General features: G+C 45.3%; 16 protein-coding genes. 13 read left to right on the forward strand and 3 right to left on the reverse strand.

All coding sequences use genetic code 11. The annotated features are described in order from the left end of the window. Window positions 1-131 precede the first annotated feature (131 nt). The 6 genes from HMPREF9698_RS00235 to HMPREF9698_RS00260 all read left to right on the forward strand — a co-directional run bounded on the left by HMPREF9698_RS00235 (window position 132) and on the right by HMPREF9698_RS00260 (window position 7,721). Window positions 132-1,040 carry a glycine betaine ABC transporter substrate-binding protein gene (locus tag HMPREF9698_RS00235; protein ID WP_003776091.1) on the forward strand — a complete coding sequence of 303 codons (909 nt, stop codon included), beginning with the start codon at window positions 132-134 and terminating at the stop codon, window positions 1,038-1,040. Window positions 1,041-1,162: 122 nt separating this feature from the next. Continuing rightward, a complete protein-coding gene (locus HMPREF9698_RS00240; protein ID WP_003776093.1) occupies window positions 1,163-1,537 on the forward strand; it encodes a YlbF/YmcA family competence regulator in 375 nt (124 codons plus the stop codon). Window positions 1,538-1,617: 80 nt separating this feature from the next. Beyond that, complete coding sequence (locus HMPREF9698_RS00245) at window positions 1,618-2,796, forward strand: metallophosphoesterase family protein (RefSeq protein WP_003776095.1); 1,179 nt, start codon at window positions 1,618-1,620, stop codon at window positions 2,794-2,796. Between the two features lie 10 nt (window positions 2,797-2,806). Continuing rightward, on the forward strand, window positions 2,807-5,500 hold the full coding sequence (locus tag HMPREF9698_RS00250; RefSeq protein ID WP_003776096.1) for an ATP-binding protein: 2,694 nt from the start codon (window positions 2,807-2,809) through the stop codon (window positions 5,498-5,500). A gap of 14 nt (window positions 5,501-5,514) precedes the next feature. Beyond that, complete coding sequence (locus HMPREF9698_RS00255) at window positions 5,515-6,486, forward strand: 3'-5' exoribonuclease YhaM family protein (protein ID WP_003776098.1); 972 nt, start codon at window positions 5,515-5,517, stop codon at window positions 6,484-6,486. A gap of 119 nt (window positions 6,487-6,605) precedes the next feature. After that, window positions 6,606-7,721 carry a peptidylprolyl isomerase gene (locus tag HMPREF9698_RS00260; protein ID WP_003776100.1) on the forward strand — a complete coding sequence of 372 codons (1,116 nt, stop codon included), beginning with the start codon at window positions 6,606-6,608 and terminating at the stop codon, window positions 7,719-7,721. 136 nt (window positions 7,722-7,857) lie between these two features. On the opposite strand, the gene HMPREF9698_RS00265 is transcribed toward HMPREF9698_RS00260, so the two are convergent. Further along, entirely contained in the window at window positions 7,858-8,190 is a 333-nt protein-coding gene (locus HMPREF9698_RS00265; RefSeq protein ID WP_003776101.1) for a YtxH domain-containing protein, read from the reverse strand. Between the two features lies 1 nt (window position 8,191). Further along, window positions 8,192-8,629, reverse strand: coding sequence for an HIT family protein (locus HMPREF9698_RS00270; protein ID WP_003776103.1), 438 nt, complete (start codon window positions 8,627-8,629; stop codon window positions 8,192-8,194). A gap of 148 nt (window positions 8,630-8,777) precedes the next feature. Between HMPREF9698_RS00270 and HMPREF9698_RS00275 the strand changes: the two genes are divergently transcribed. The 4 genes from HMPREF9698_RS00275 to trmB all read left to right on the forward strand — a co-directional run bounded on the left by HMPREF9698_RS00275 (window position 8,778) and on the right by trmB (window position 12,336). Next, window positions 8,778-9,539 carry an ABC transporter ATP-binding protein gene (locus HMPREF9698_RS00275; protein ID WP_003776105.1) on the forward strand — a complete coding sequence of 254 codons (762 nt, stop codon included), beginning with the start codon at window positions 8,778-8,780 and terminating at the stop codon, window positions 9,537-9,539. Further along, entirely contained in the window at window positions 9,526-10,734 is a 1,209-nt protein-coding gene (locus HMPREF9698_RS00280; RefSeq protein WP_003776108.1) for an ABC transporter permease, read from the forward strand. Before HMPREF9698_RS00275 ends, HMPREF9698_RS00280 begins: the two co-directional genes overlap by 14 nt. Window positions 10,735-10,826: 92 nt before the next feature. Continuing rightward, window positions 10,827-11,624, forward strand: a complete 798-nt coding sequence (locus HMPREF9698_RS00285; protein WP_003776110.1) for a phosphotransferase family protein — start codon at window positions 10,827-10,829, stop codon at window positions 11,622-11,624. A 67-nt stretch (window positions 11,625-11,691) separates the two neighbouring features. Further along, a complete protein-coding gene (trmB, locus tag HMPREF9698_RS00290; RefSeq protein ID WP_003776112.1) occupies window positions 11,692-12,336 on the forward strand; it encodes a tRNA (guanosine(46)-N7)-methyltransferase TrmB in 645 nt (214 codons plus the stop codon). 107 nt (window positions 12,337-12,443) lie between these two features. Here trmB and HMPREF9698_RS00295 read toward each other — a convergent pair whose 3' ends face one another. Continuing rightward, window positions 12,444-12,776: a PepSY domain-containing protein gene (locus HMPREF9698_RS00295; RefSeq protein ID WP_003776114.1), complete on the reverse strand. Its 333-nt coding sequence runs from the start codon at window positions 12,774-12,776 to the stop codon at window positions 12,444-12,446. 163 nt (window positions 12,777-12,939) lie between these two features. On the opposite strand from HMPREF9698_RS00295, the gene pepA reads away from it, so the two are divergent. From pepA to HMPREF9698_RS00310, 3 genes are read left to right on the forward strand one after another with little or no spacing between them, the layout of a single operon-like run. Continuing rightward, window positions 12,940-14,013, forward strand: a complete 1,074-nt coding sequence (pepA, locus tag HMPREF9698_RS00300; protein ID WP_003776116.1) for a glutamyl aminopeptidase — start codon at window positions 12,940-12,942, stop codon at window positions 14,011-14,013. 11 nt (window positions 14,014-14,024) lie between these two features. Continuing rightward, window positions 14,025-14,633 (forward strand): YtpR family tRNA-binding protein, encoded by a 609-nt coding sequence (gene ytpR / locus HMPREF9698_RS00305; RefSeq protein WP_003776118.1) that lies wholly within the window; start codon window positions 14,025-14,027, stop codon window positions 14,631-14,633. A gap of 14 nt (window positions 14,634-14,647) precedes the next feature. Further along, on the forward strand, window positions 14,648-15,148 hold the full coding sequence (locus tag HMPREF9698_RS00310) for a hypothetical protein (RefSeq protein ID WP_003776120.1): 501 nt from the start codon (window positions 14,648-14,650) through the stop codon (window positions 15,146-15,148). Window positions 15,149-15,188 lie beyond the last annotated feature (40 nt).

Below are 15,188 nucleotides of genomic sequence, written 5' to 3' on the forward strand. Positions count from 1 at the left end.
CTTGTAAGGGGGTGTCATTTTGGGCCTAGATTATTAATATTGTTCAAAATATCCCCTAGCTAACAAGCAAAAATTGTCTAGATACAGCATTTCCTTTATAATAGAAGACGTATTTTAAAGGAGCTGAATTTATGGCACATTTTGTCAAGAATCTAAAATTAACAGTCAGCTTAGCCCTAGTTTCTAGTTTTTTACTGGCTTGCGAGGGCAACGATAAAGCTGTTGACGAAAAACTTGTGGACGGAGACCAAATAGAACTTGCCCATAATGATTGGGAAGAATCTTTAGCTTCAACAAATGTTATTGCCCAAGTATTAGAAGAAATTGGTTATGATGTCACTTTGACTAGTGTAGATGTTTCTGTCATGTGGCAGGCCCTAGCTGAGGGGGAAACTGATGCCTCAGTTACTGCCTGGCTTCCTATTACACATGGGGCTCAAGAAGAGGAATATGGCGATCAGATTGAAAATCTCGGTCCCCATACTCACGGGGCTAAAATTGGTCTAGCAGTCCCTACCTATATGGAAGACCTTAACTCCATTGAAGACTTGGACGACCAGGCCGATAAAACGATTACAGGTATTGAGCCTGGTGCTGGGATAATGGATTCCTCCGAAGAAGCTATGGAAGTATATGATAACCTGGCAGACTGGGAATTACAGAATGCTTCTACAGGCGCAATGACAACAGAATTAAGAACCAGATATGAAAACCAAGAAGAAATTGTGGTAACAGGCTGGAATCCTCATTGGATGTTCCAAGAATTTGACTTGAAATACCTGGATGATCCTGAAAATGTTTACGGTGATGATGAGTCGATCTATACTCATGTTCGACAAGGTTTTGAGGATGATCATCCAATTGCCTTTTCTGTTTTGGATAATTTCGAGTGGGAAATGGATGACCTGGAAGCAGTCGTTTTGGAATTGGCAGAAACCGATGATCCAGAGCTAGCAGCTGAAAATTGGATAAGTGAAAACCAGGAAAAAGTCCAAGAATGGATTTCGGAGGCTCAAGAACTGGCTAGTGAAAGCAATTAAAGTTGTCGCCAGTAGTGGTTGGTTAAATTTAGCTTCTTATCCTATATTTCCGCTTACATTTGAGCCACTAAGTCATTTCTGGTATACTCATAGGGTATCATGACGAAGGAGTGGTAAGAGAAATGCCCGTTAATATTTACGACGCAGCCAACCAGTTAGAAAGTGACTTACGTCAAACGGACGAATTCAAAGACCTGGTCCAAGCTTTTGAAGCAGTCGAAAAAGATGAAATAGCTAGTAAGCTCTTTGATGACTTCAGACAGGTCCAACAAGGCATCCAGCAAAAACAAATGACAGGCCAAGAAATCACCGAAGAAGATGCCAAACAAGCCCAAGAATTATCGGCTAAGGTAGGGGAAAACAAGACCCTAGCCCAGCTCATTCAAGCCGAGCAAAAGGTAAGCCAGGTTATTGATGAGATCAACCAAATTGCCTTGCGACCGATTCAAGAGCTTTACCAAAAACACCAACCCAAAACTGGCCAGGAAGAACAATAATCAAATACTAACAAGGGCCCTAGCTCAGGGCTCTTTTCTTACCAAAAACAAGAATATATGTTCCCATTATTGGAGGTTCTATGGTAAAATTTATACATACAGCAGACCTACATTTAAATAGTCCCTTTAAGGGTTTAGCCCATATGGACCGGGACCTTTTAAACCAAGTCAAGGCTTCGACCTTTGATGCTTTTGCTCGAGTAGTCGACCAGGCCTTAGACCAGGAGGTAGACTTTGTCCTAATTGCTGGCGACCTATTTGACCTAGCCAGCCGGAGTATCTACGCCCAGGTCTTCTTGAAAGACCAGTTTACCCGCTTGCAGGAGGCGGGCATCCCGGTTGTTATCGGCTTTGGGAACCATGATTATGTTGCAGACCAACGCTTTTACCTAGACTTTCCTGACAATGTCACTATTTTCCCCGACCAAGTGACAACCCATTACCTAGAAAGCAAAGCTGGGGAAAAAGTTGCCATTACGGGCTTTAGCTACCACCAGCAACATATCGCAAAAAACATGCTGGCCAGCTTTCCAGCCAGGGACAAGCAGGTGGACTACCACTTGGGTCTTTACCACGGGGACTTGGCCAGCCAGTCCCAGGACTATGCCCCTTTCCAGAAAGAAGATATAGCCAGACTCCACTACCACTACCTAGCCTTGGGTCATATCCACTTCTTCCACCAAGTTTTCCCCGACCTGCCGGCTTATTATCCAGGCAATACCCAAGGCCGTCATATCAATGAGAAAGGGCAGAAGGGCGCCCTTTTAGTTACTTTGCAAGGACCCAACCACCAGGTCAGCTTTTTCCCAACTGCCAGTTTAGAGTGGGATGAATGGGACTTGCCAGTAACGGACCAGGACACGATTAACTCTGTCCACCAGGCCTTGCTAGACCGCTTGGCAGGGAAAAAGACTTATCAAATTATCCGGGTCAATTTCTTGGTCCATGACCAAGCAGGAAAAGACCTAGCCGACCAGCTCAGTGCCGACAAGTTAAATGAACTTGTCTTGGACCAAGACCTTTGGCTCAAGGACCGGAAAATTATCTGGCAGGCTAAACAAGACAAGTTGGCTAGCCTTTATCCTAGGGCCTGGCAAGAAGCCGTGACCTCTCTCAAGAGGACCGGCCTTGACGGCTACCTAAACATACTTAAGCAAAAGATAGATGAATCTTACCTCAAAGACTTGGAGTCGAGCTCCCGCCAGGCTGACCTAGTCGACCAAGCCAAGCAATTATTGGACCAAGAGGATAAAGGATAAGGAGGCAGTCATGCGAATTAAAGCGATACGGATTCTGGGCTTTGGCAAGTGGTTAGACCAAGCTTTTGACCTCCAGGGGGACTTGGATGTCTTTTACGGTGGCAATGAAGCGGGTAAGTCTACCTTGGTTGCCTTTATCCAGGCTATTTTATTTGGCTTCCCCACCCGGGTGCAAAACGACAACCGCTATGAACCCAAGACTAGTAGCCAGTATGGGGGAAGCTTGGAGGTCGTTGATTCCAAATTGGGTGATGTGACGGTTGAACGCCTGCCGGATAAAAAAGTGTCAGGCCAAGGTCGGATTATTTTACCCGACCAGACTATTCTAGATGAAAACTTTTTTCAGAGTCTCTTGTCCAATATCAACCTCCAAGTCTTTCGGCAATTTTACTTATTCAGCCTGGATGACCTGGAAAAAATCAACCAAGTCAAGCCCAGCCAATTAGAAGAAAATTTTCTGAACTTAAGCGTGTCGGGGGCAGCTAATTATTTGGAACTGGCGGCAGATTTTGACAAAAAGGCTCAAGAAATTTTCAAACCGTCTGGCCGGATGCCCCTGCTTAACCAGGCCTTGGCTGACCTGAAAGAGGCTGAAGAGAACTTTCATGAAGCTGACAGACATAATGCAAGTTACCTCAGCTTGCTTGAAGAACTGAAAGCTATCGACCAACAAATCGACCTAGTCAAGCAAAGATTAGACCAAGAAAGACAGGATAGGGACCAAGTTCAGTTTTACTTAAAAAATTGGTCGAAAATTGACCGTCTCCAGTTTTTGAACCAGGCCCTTGACCAGTCAGGAGACCGGATTAAAGAGGATGACTGGCTAGCCTTTGAAGACTGGTTGAGTCAGTCTCAAGAAAAAAACAATCAAATTGACCATTTGAATAAAGAGTTGGAAGATTTACAGGCTAGCCAAGAAGGCTTGGACGCCGGTGCTGTGAGCTTAGAAGATTACTACCGCAATCGGGCGTCCTATGACAAGTTGTTTGACCAAACTTCCAGGTTAGTTGACTTGTCCCAGGCCTGTCAGGAACTTGACCAAGACTTATCTAACTTGAAACGAAACCACCAAGACCTGGGCCAAGACTTGGACCTAGATCCAGACCAAGAAGTGCAAAAAATTGACCAGGAGGATAGGAGTAAGCTATCGTCTTGGTTAGAGGAGTGGCGGCAGACCCAGTCCAAGCTGGCCGACTTGGATGACGCTATTTACAAGGCAGAAACCCAGGCCCGGATCAGACAAGTTTTACAGGAAGAAAACAGTCAAGACGAAGACTCGCCAGGTTGGCTTTGGCCGGGCCTTGCTTTTATCGTAGCCTTTCTCCTGGCCTTCTTGTTTGACTTTTCCTTTGCCCTGTCAGTGATCTTAGCCTTGTTGGCGGCTGGAGGAGTCTACTTTTTAAGCCAGGCAAGGGGAGAGAACCAGGCAAGCCAGGTTTCCCTAGGCCAAGGCCGATTGGACCAGGCCGAAGACATAGACCATCTCCAAGACCTAAAAGCAAAAGAAGAAGGTAGGCGTAAGCAATTGGAGGACCGTTACCAGGACTTTTTGCGGGCCAAAAATTTAAGCCAGGACCTAAACTTGAGAGACCTTATCAGCCGGGTTAACTTTTTTAACCAGTATGTCGACCAGGCACATACTATCTTGGACCTCCAGGCAGAGAGGACTGACCTCGGCCAAAAAGTCCAAAGACAGGCGGACTGGATTGACCAGCAGACGGATGATTTTGCGACTTACCAAGACCCCCATTATAAGATAGCGGCTTTAAACCAGTTTAAGACCCTGGTCGACCAGGCCTTAAAAGAAGACCGACAAGACCAGCAAGAGCTTAACCGGCTTAGCCAAGAATTGGGGGACTTAAACCAGGAGGCTGACCAGCTTGACCGCAAAATGAACCAGGTCATGGCCAAGTACCATGAGACCTCCATTGCTCGCTTTAAAAAGCAAATTGCCTGGTCCCGCCAAGCCCAAAACCAGGCAGAAGAGAGGGATAGGCTTGAGGCCTTTTTCCAAGAAAATAAAAAAACTGGTGACCAGACCGACTTAGGTAAAGTTAACTACCAAAGCTTAAACCGGAAAGACCAGGAAATTCAGGCTAGATTGAAGGAGCAAGCTAGCAAGAAGGACCATTTGATTGAAGAGAAGTCCAGCCTTAAACTCCAGGCCCAAAAGATTGAAATGGGCGGGGAATATGAAGAACGAGCCCAGATTTTGGAAAACCAAAAAGCCTATGTCCAAGACCTAGCCCAAGAATGGTTGACCTACAAGTTAGCCTCTGACCTAATCCAAGAGACTATCAAGGCGGGAGTGAGAGACCAAGTGCCTACCATCTTAGACCAGGCTAGTGACTATTTTAACCGGCTGAGCCTGGGCAACTACCAATCTATCCAATTTAAGGCCGATAAAATTCAGGTCCAAAGGCAAGACGGGCAAATCTTTGGAGTCAAGGACCTATCACGGGGGACTGCTGAGCCCCTCTATGCGGCCCTTCGCTTGGCCGTCATCCAATTTCAGTCAAGCAAGCTTCAATTTCCTATTATTGTGGACGACTCCTTTGTTAACTTAGACCCTGACCGTAAGAAAGTTATTTATGATATATTGGAAGAAATCAGTCAAGACAACCAGGTTATCCTCTTTACATTTGACCCCAGTGTTTTAAGCCGGTTTAAGCCAGACCAAGTGACCAATTTATCCAAGCTTTAAAGGAAGTGACAAAAATGGCCAAGATTTATGACTACCAAGTGAATGACAAGCTCGAACTTTACCTCTTAATTAAGAGTGCTACAGAAAAAGAAGCCAGAAATGGCAAGCCCTATATTGCCTTTGTCTTCCAAGATACTAGTGGAGAAATTTCGGCGAATTTATGGGATGCCAGGCCTGACCAAGTCCAAGCCTTTCAAGAAGGTCGGGTTGTTTACTTAGAAGGTAAGCGGACGGAGTACAAGGGGATTCCCCAGATTAACATCTCCTCTATCCGCTTAGCAAAGTCAGGGGAACCCAACCGGCCAGAACTCTTTGTTAAAAGGGCTCCTATGAAAAAAGAGGAAATGGTGGAAGACTTAAACCAGGCCATTCTCTCCATTACCAACCCTAGCATTAACCGGATTGTCCGCTATATTTTAAACAAGCACCACAAATCTTTCTTTGAATACCCAGCAGCCAAGTCTAACCACCATGCCTTTTATGCCGGTTTAGCCTACCACACGGTCACCATGCTAAAAATCGCCCAGGCCTTAGCTGAAATCTACCCAAACCTTAACAAGTCCCTCCTTTATGGGGGCTTGATCCTTCACGACCTGGGTAAGACCATGGAACTTTCTGGGCCGACTGCCACCCAATATACCTTTGAAGGGAAGTTAATGGGTCATATCGTCTTAGTCAATGACCAAATCGCCCAGGCCTGTCAAGATTTGAAAATTGATGAGTCTTTAGAGGAAGTCGTCCTCTTGAAGCATATGGTCCTCTCCCACCATGGTCAATTGGAATTTGGCTCTCCCGTCCGGCCCCAACTCTTAGAGGCGGAAGTCCTCCACCAAATTGACTTGATTGATGCCAAGATAAATATGGTCAGTTCTGAATTGGACAAGACCGACCCAGGTCAGTTTACTCCTAAAATTTGGGCTATGGACAACCGGTCTTTCTACCATCCAGGACTAGAAGAGGGGTCAAGCCAGAGCAAGGATTCTTGAATTTGCCTAAGTCATGAAAAAAGATTGATAATTTAATACATGGTTTTAAAAGTGGCCTGAAATATGCTATATTATTGAAGTATTGGAAATTAGAATCATGATTAGGAAGTGTTATCATAATGAAATTTAAAAAAGCCATGACTGGCTTAGCTATTGGGTCCCTCCTCTTTTTAGGGGCTTGTGGCCAAAACCAAGAAATTGCTTCAACTACTGCTGGCCGAATCCGCCAAGATGAATTTTACGAAAGACTCAAAACCAACCCCTCACCTAGTGGGGGTACCTACGGGGAAATCGTCTTGCAGCAAATGCTTCTAGAAGATATTTTGGAGCAAGCTTACGGTGACCAAGTATCGGATGAAGAAGTCCAGGCAGAAATAGACGATGTGGCGGAAGCTCAAGGGGGCCGGGAAGCCTTAGAAGAGACCTTGGCTAATTCGCCAACTGATATGGCTGACTTGGAACAATCGATTAAAATGAACTTGATGATCCGAGCAGCTGTAGCCGACCGGGCAGACTTTTCTGAAGAAGATGTCAGAGAACACTACGATTCCCAAGTGCCAGAAGGAACCCGGATGGCCCACATCTTAGTTGATGAAGAGCAGGAAGCTAAAGACATCATCGAAGAACTCAATGATGGGGCAGACTTTGCCGAGTTAGCTGAAGAACGGTCACAAGACCCTGGTTCCGCTTCTAACGGTGGGGAGTATGAACTTGAAACCGGTCGCTTTGTTCCTGAGGTTGAAGAGGCTGCTATGTCCTTGGATGAAGGGGAAATTACTGAGGAGCCGGTTGAATCATCCTTTGGCTACCATGTCATCAAACTCCTAGAAAAAGGGGAAAAAGAAGACTTTGAAGATGCCAAAGAAGAAGCGACCAACAATTATGTCGAAGATGAATTGCTAAGAAACCCACAAGTGGTCAACAGCATTATGACTGAACTGGTCCAAGAAGCTAATGTTAATATAGCTGATTCTGACTTGCAAAATGCCATGGCCCCATTCCTATCAGAACCTCAGGTGGAAGAAGAAGACCCTGACCAAGAGGAAAGTGATGGAGAAGACGAGGACCAAGAAGAAGGTCAAGACCAGGAAGATGACCAAGACAATGGTGATGATGGCCAAGACGATGACCAGGATGACGATGGTCAAGATGATAGCGACCAAGACGATGGCGACCAGGAAAATGACGACCAAGCAGAAAATGAAGCAGACGACCAAGACAACAATGAAGGCTAGGTTTTAGTCCTAAGCCAAGATTCCGACTCCGTCCAGGCTAAGATCAACTTGCTGGACGGGGCCTTTTTCTTAGCATGAATTATTCCAAGGCAAACAAAAAAGCCTAGCGAAACTAGGCTTGGTAGATTTACGATTCTTAGACATTTAAATTATTCAATGTTTCGTTTAACTTGTTGGTCCGGGTTTGGATACGCCCCAATCTGGGTTCTAATTCCAGTTGGTATTGGTGGGCAATGTCCTGGAATTCTTGGCTGATCGGACCTTGGACCTTGTCCATCTCACTTTTTACTTGGTTTAGGGCTTGGTTGAACTTGTTAAAGTCATCTTGGACTACCTTGGACTGGCCTTTTACCCCATCCACATAGTCCTTGATACATTTCCGGTTGTCCTTGCCAGACCTTGGGGTGTGACGGAGGCCGTAAAATCCTCCCAAAACTAGCCCAGCAGCGCTTCCCAATAAGAAACTCATCTTATTGTCCTCCTTCTTGCAACTGACCCTGGATTCTTGCTTGGATAGTATCCAATTGGTCATCGCTGAATTTTTCGGAATTATCGGTAAATTTAAGGGCAAAGTCGTCTTGGCTTGAATATCTTGGTATAATGTGGACGTGGCTATGGAAGACGGATTGGTAGGCCACTTCCTCATTGTTGACCAAAATATTAGCCCCTTTTACCTTGTCATCACTGGCCTTGATTGCTTGGGTAATCTTAGGCACTCGGCTGAATAAGTCAGCAGCCGTTTCACTGGACATTTCAAAAAAGTTTCTGACATGTTCTTTGGGAACGACAAGGGTGTGGCCAGGGGTGGTTTGTGAAATGTCCATGAAGGCATAAACCTTGTTATCTTCATAGACCTTTCTTGAGGGAACATTCCCTTCGATGATATCGCAAAATAAACAATTAGACATAATAACCCTCTTTCCATCATTCTTGTCCCTATTTTAACACATAATGGCTTAGGATGAGACCTAAATGGACAGAAACCGCTTAGGGGTAAAACTTATAAAGGATCGGACTTCGACAAATCTAATTACAGTAAATAAAGGATGCATATCAATGACATTGAAAGTGACCAACTTAAGTGGTGGTTATTACCACAAAGAAATTATTTCGGATTTAAACTTTACCATCCATGATGGGGAAATTGTCTGCATGGCTGGCTTGAATGGGGCTGGCAAAAGTACAACCATCCGCCATATCATGGGTTTGATGAAGCCTTTTAAGGGTGAAATTAGCCTGGATGGTCAAAAGCTATCGGACCAAAGAATGGCCTATCAAAAACAGATCGCCTATATACCGGAAACGCCCATGATTTATGACGACTTAACCCTGAGAGACCATATTGAGTTGACTGCCCTGTCCTATGATATTTCCAAAGATGAGGCCATGGACCGGGCCCAGCCTCTATTGGACTTGTTTAGGTTAAACCGCCAGCTTGACTGGTTTCCCGTGGATTTTTCCAAGGGGATGAAGCAAAAAGTAATGATTATTTGTGCCTTTATCACCCGGGCTAAGTTGATGATTATTGATGAACCCTTTATCGGTCTCGACCCCTTGGCTATGCGTGACTTTGTCAAATTAATGCAAGAAGCCAAGGCGAGGGGAGCCGGCATTTTAATGTCGACCCATGTCTTGACAAGTGTCAAAAATGTTTGTGACCGAATGCTGATTTTAGAAGAGGGTAAGGTTAGAGCCCAAGGAACTTTACAAGAGATTGCCCAGCTCTTTGACTTGGACATTAACCAGCTTGACTTGGTCTTTGAAAAAATGATGGCGCAAACTTGCCAGGCAAAAGAGGGGGCTGATGGCGGTGCTTAAAGACCTCTTAGACAAACGGCGGAGTAATTTTCACAGCCAAGTCGCCAAATACCTCCGCCTTCTTTTTAATGACCAGTTTACCATCCTTCTCTTATTTTTGGTGGGGGCAGGAGGCTTTTTATACCGAGAAGTCTTGGCCAGCCTCCATCCCGGTTTACTGTTGGGACAGGTCTTGACCGCCCTTATCTTAACCCTCCTTTTGGCATGGGGCCGGATTGCTAGCTATACGCAAAATGCTGACCGCCTCTTTCTTTTGCCCAGAATTGAAGAATTTAAGCCCAGTCTGCGGGCCTATGCCTGGCAGTCCCTCCTCTTTAAAGTTCTGTTTTTAATTCTGGCTATCTTTTTATTCGGGCCTTTAATTGCAGGGTTAACGAGCTACCAAGTGCCTGAACTGGCTGTAATTGGCCTCCAGGTTCTCGTCCTCCAGCTGGATTGGACCTACTTAAACTTGCAGAAGAAAGTGACCGCTAGAGGCCTTTACCTGGCTCGGTTGACCGGGGCCTTAGCCGTCTTAAGCTTTGTTCTTATCTTGGCCAACTTTATCTTTAACCCCTTCCTGGTTAGCCTTGCCAGTTTAATTGTTGCTATCCTTTTTTACTTTTTAGTCAACCAGGTCAAGGGGCCTGACTTTATCTTAATCGAGCAGGTCATCCGGGAAGAAAACAAGCGGATTCAGACTATCTACCGCTTTTTTAACCTCGTTACCGATGTGCCCCAAGTCCAAGATGACGGAAAAAAACGGTACCACTTGCCTCGCTTGGTTGCCTTTTTTGAAGGGAAAGAGGGGGACCAGGCCTCCTTCTTACTGGCCCGTATCTTTGTCCGCCAACCTGGCTACCGCAACCTTCTTATTCGTTTGATTTTAGTTGGCGGTCTTCTCATTGTTTTGTCTAGTAATATGGCCTTTGCCTTGATTTTTGCTGGCCTTTTTATCCTCATGGCCCTCTACCAACTCACCCCCATCCTAGACGACTTAAACCAGACAGCTTACTTAAAACTCCTCCCCCTTTCCCAAGCAGACCTAGCCACTGCCTTGCGCAAATTCTTAACCAAGCTAGCTGTCTTTGTGGTTGTCATCTTTACTTTGTTGGGGCTTTTCACTTCTATCAGCCAGGCTTTGGCCATCCTTGTCTTGACTTCTGCCTTGGCTTGGGCCTTTATCCAAGTTTACTTGAAAAGAAAATATGAGTAGACAAGCGAACACTTCATCGGTTGACGGTATGCCTTCCTATCGATAAAATAGGGTTACGCTTTTTGTGATGAGAAAAAAGGGGTTGGGTTAAAATGGCGATTGAAAGAGAAATGGGGTGGACCTTACACCCCTTAAAAGGCGAAACAGGAAAGGCTTATATGGGAACCAAGGATGAGCAGAAGTTATTCTTTAAGAAGAATACCTCACCCTTTCTGGCAGCCCTGTCCATGGAAGGGATAGCTCCTAAGTTGGTATGGACCCGACGGATGGGCAATGGCGATGTCCTAACCGCCCAAGAATGGTGCAAGGGTCGGACCTTGACCAAAGAGGAAATGAAATTGGCTGAGGTCCCCCATAAATTACACCGGGTCCACCAGTCCAAAACCTTGAAGAAGATGCTTCAACAAGTTGATGGCAGTTACTTGAAGCCGGGTGACTTGCTTGACCAATTTTTACAGGGGCTAGCCAGTGACTTAGAGTCTCATCCAACTATTCAAGAGGGTTTAGCCTACTTACAGTCCCAGGCAAGTAGCCAGCTAGATAAAGAGGACTTAGTGGTTTGCCACGGGGATGCCTCCCATAAAAATTGGCTTTTGTCGGATTTTGATGACCTCTACCTAGTTGATTGGGACTCGGTCATCCTCGCTGACCCGGCCTATGACTTAGGCCAGTATGGTGCCCGCTATTGGCAGTATTTAGACTGGGAGGACTGGCTTAATCATTACCAAGCCAAGCTTAGTTCGTCCTTTAAAAGGAGAATCTACTGGTACCAGGTCATAGCAGCCCTCTTAGATATCAAAGTCTTTTATGAAAAACGGCGGATGCCAGCCATGAACCATGGAATCAAATCCTTGGCCCAAATGTTAACAATAGGGCCAGAGGGAAACTAAGTTAAATACAAAGTCAAAGGGCTTATGGATGACACAAGCCCTTTTCTAATGGAAGGGAGGACTTATGATGAGACTCAGACACAAAGCTTGGGCAGCTGACTATATCAAAGAACACACAGACTATGTCCTGCCTAACCCTATGGCTCTGAAAGGGAAGTGGCAGGACGTTTTTGACCAAGCCGGCCCCATCCATATTGAACTGGGTATGGGCAAGGGACAGTTTATTGTAGAAGCGGCCAAGCAAAACCCAGACATCAACTATATTGGGATTGAACAACAAACCAGCGTGATAGTTTCGGCTTTAGAAAAGCAGGTTGACTTGGACTTGCCCAATTTAAAATTTTTGAATGAAAACGGCCAGGACCTGACCCATTTTTTTGACCAGGGAGAAGTTGACCGGATTTACCTGACTTTCTCTGATCCTTGGCCAAAAAACCGGCACGAAAAACGCCGGCTGACCTATAAGAGCTTTCTAGCTATTTATGACCAGGTCTTAGATGAATCAGGTAGCCTCCATTTTAAAACAGACAACCGGGGCCTTTTTGAATATTCCCTGGTCAGTTTTTCCCACTATGGCATGGTCTTAGACCAAGTCTACTTAGACTTGCACCAGTCTGACTTTGTGGGCAATATTATGACTGAATACGAAGAAAAGTTTTCCGCTAAAGGCCAACCCATCTACCGGGTCCACGCCCACTTTCCCAAAGAATAGGAAGTTTGAAGGCTTAAGACCCACTTCTTATGTAATCAGAAGGTTTGACCTTTTAGTTAGGATAAAGCAAAACCAGCTGACCTTGATCGTAAGTCAGCTGGTTTATTTTAAGAAGCTATAGGATAGGTGGTAATAATTTGGCCAGTGTAGGCATCGGCTATAAATTCATATTGCTGGATGTTTTGGTCTACCTTGCGGGTGATACCCCCATAGTAGACTGGACTTTCTTCAGTATCAACTTTGTAAGTAGATGGGGTCATTTGGATCCAGGAACCTTCGATTGGCCCATCTTTTTTAAAAGATTTTTTGGCATTTTTCAAGACAGCCGAACTTGACATCATTTTGCGGTCTTGGTAGAGGAAAAAGAGGAATAAGAAGAGGCCTAGGCTTAAAATACTGGCCACAACTACCCAGAATAAGGACTGGTTTTTTTCATTCATTTAATTGGGTCACATCCTTGATAAAATATATCTATAACCATTCTAGTGGCTTTTACAGGCTAAAGCAAGTACAAATGGGCTTGCTTTTCCTTTGCCTTCGCTTTCGTGTATAATTAAATCAATGACTGACTGAGGAGGTAGGGTTATTTACTAACCATTTGTTATGGACGAAAAATTATTTAACCGCATTAAAAAAATAACTGAAATCCAAGCCACTGCTGGCTTTGAGTATCAGATGAGAGATTACCTGAAAGACGAACTGAAGGATAAAGTCGATAGAATTGAGATGGACGGCTTAGGCGGGGTTTTCGGCATTAAGGCGAGTCAGGAAGACCAGGCTCCCCGGCTCATGCTAGCGGCCCACATGGACGAAGTGGGCTTTATCTTGGCTAAGATCCAAGCAAACGGCCTCTTACAAGTCCGACCCCTTGGTGGCTGGAATCCCAATGTGGTCTCTTCCCAGCGCTTTAGTCTGCAGACTGACCAGGGCGACCTACCAATCGTATCCGCTTCCATTCCACCCCACCTGTTAAAAAATAAGTCTGGTTCAGCGAGTTTGAACTTAGAAGATATCTTATTTGATGGGGGCTTTACTTCCAAGGAAGAGGCGGAAAGTTACGGTGTCCGGCCCGGCCAAGCTATCGTTCCAGATGTCCAAACTATCCCCTTGGCTAATGGCAAGACCATTCTTGGCAAGGCATGGGATAACCGCTTTGGTGTTTTAGCCATAATCGATGCCCTAGAGGAAGTGGGCGACCAAACCTTAGCTAATACCTTGATCGCCGGGGCCAATGTTCAGGAAGAAGTTGGCTTAAGAGGGACAAAGGGTTCGGTCCGGAAATTCAAGCCGGACTGCTTTTTTGCTGTCGATGCTTCTCCAGCCGAGGATACCAGTGGTCAAGCGGATGCTAATGGCCGGCTTGGGGACGGCGTATTAATCCGTATCCAAGATCCAGGCTACATCATGCCAAAAGAGATAAAAGATTTTATCCTAGACACTGCCGAAAGTCATGACATTCCCTACCAGTACTTTGTCTCTAAAGGGGGAACAGATGCGGTAGCTGCCCACCAGCTTAACGACGGGATCCCGTCTGGTGTCTTAGGCGTTCCTGTCCGCTACCCTCACACCCACCAGTCCCTCTTCCACATTGACGACTACTATGCAGCCAAAGACCTGCTCGTCCAACTGATTAAGAACTTTGACCGAACTACCTTGAACACCCTAATGAACAAATAAAGGAGATTTGCATGCTAGTAACAGCCTATAACAATAAGAGTTTAAAAGATGTCTTAATGGTCATGCTGGAAGAATCCAAGGCTAGTGACCAAAGCTATGAACGGTCCAATGACCTGGCCGCTATCTATAACCAAAAAAGTGGCAAATTGGTAGCCTACAACTTCTTCAATATTTCCAACCACTTAAACTTGGACGAAGACGGCCCAGTTAGCTTAAGCCAAGACCAGGTAGACCAATTGAACCAACTGATCAAAGAAGCTGGTTTTGACCAGACCCTCCAGGCAGACCTGGACCCTAAATTTGTTGTTGGTTACGTTAAAGAATGCAAGGACCATGAAGATTCCGACCACCTCCATATCACCCAAGTAGAAGTGGACCAGGGCCAAAGCCTGCAAATTGTCTGTGGAGCTAGCAATATTGCCCAAGGCCAAAAGGTTGTTGTAGCCAAACCAGGGGCTATGATGCCGGATGGAAGTGTGATTTGGCCGGGCAAGTTACGCGGGGTTGACAGTTTTGGGATGATTTGCTCAGCCCGAGAATTGAATATTAAATCAAACCAAAAGCAAGGCATTCTAGTCTTAGCTGATGACAAACCGACTGGAGAAAGCTTTGAATTTTAAAAGGGGATGACAAAATGAATTACGACGGCCCCTCCTTCAACCATCGAAAGAAAAAGCAAGTAGAAAGTCCAGACCTTAGACCTAGTCAAGACACCGGCTTTTTTAAGTCTGGTCGCAAAAAAGACCCAAAAGAAGGTCTGAACTTTGCCAATATTAACCAGAGAGACAAGGACCTAGCTCGTGACCTCCACAAGGACCCTAGCCAGGAAAATGAAGCCGAGAAAATCCTCAAGGGTAAGTCTAAGTTCAACCAGCTTTACGAACACAAGCAGTCGCAAAAATACCGGCCCCGGTTTAAGGTGACTGAAGTTCCTTCCCCAGTTTTTGGCTATAGCAAGGAACAGAAAGAGCGGATGGGCTACGATAAGCAAGAGGTTCAGGAAGAAATTGAGTGGAATTACAAGGCCTTAAAAGACTTGATGTTAAAACAAGACCATGACTTTCTCCTGACCGAAGACTGTTTAAATGCCAATATCCTTAAAAAATGGCAGACAGACCAAAAAGCTGACTCTTAGACTAGCATTTTTAACATAAATGTTATATACTTGTAAAGTT

Source organism: Alloiococcus otitis ATCC 51267 (assembly GCF_000315445.1).
GTDB lineage: Bacteria > Bacillota > Bacilli > Lactobacillales > Carnobacteriaceae_A > Alloiococcus > Alloiococcus otitis.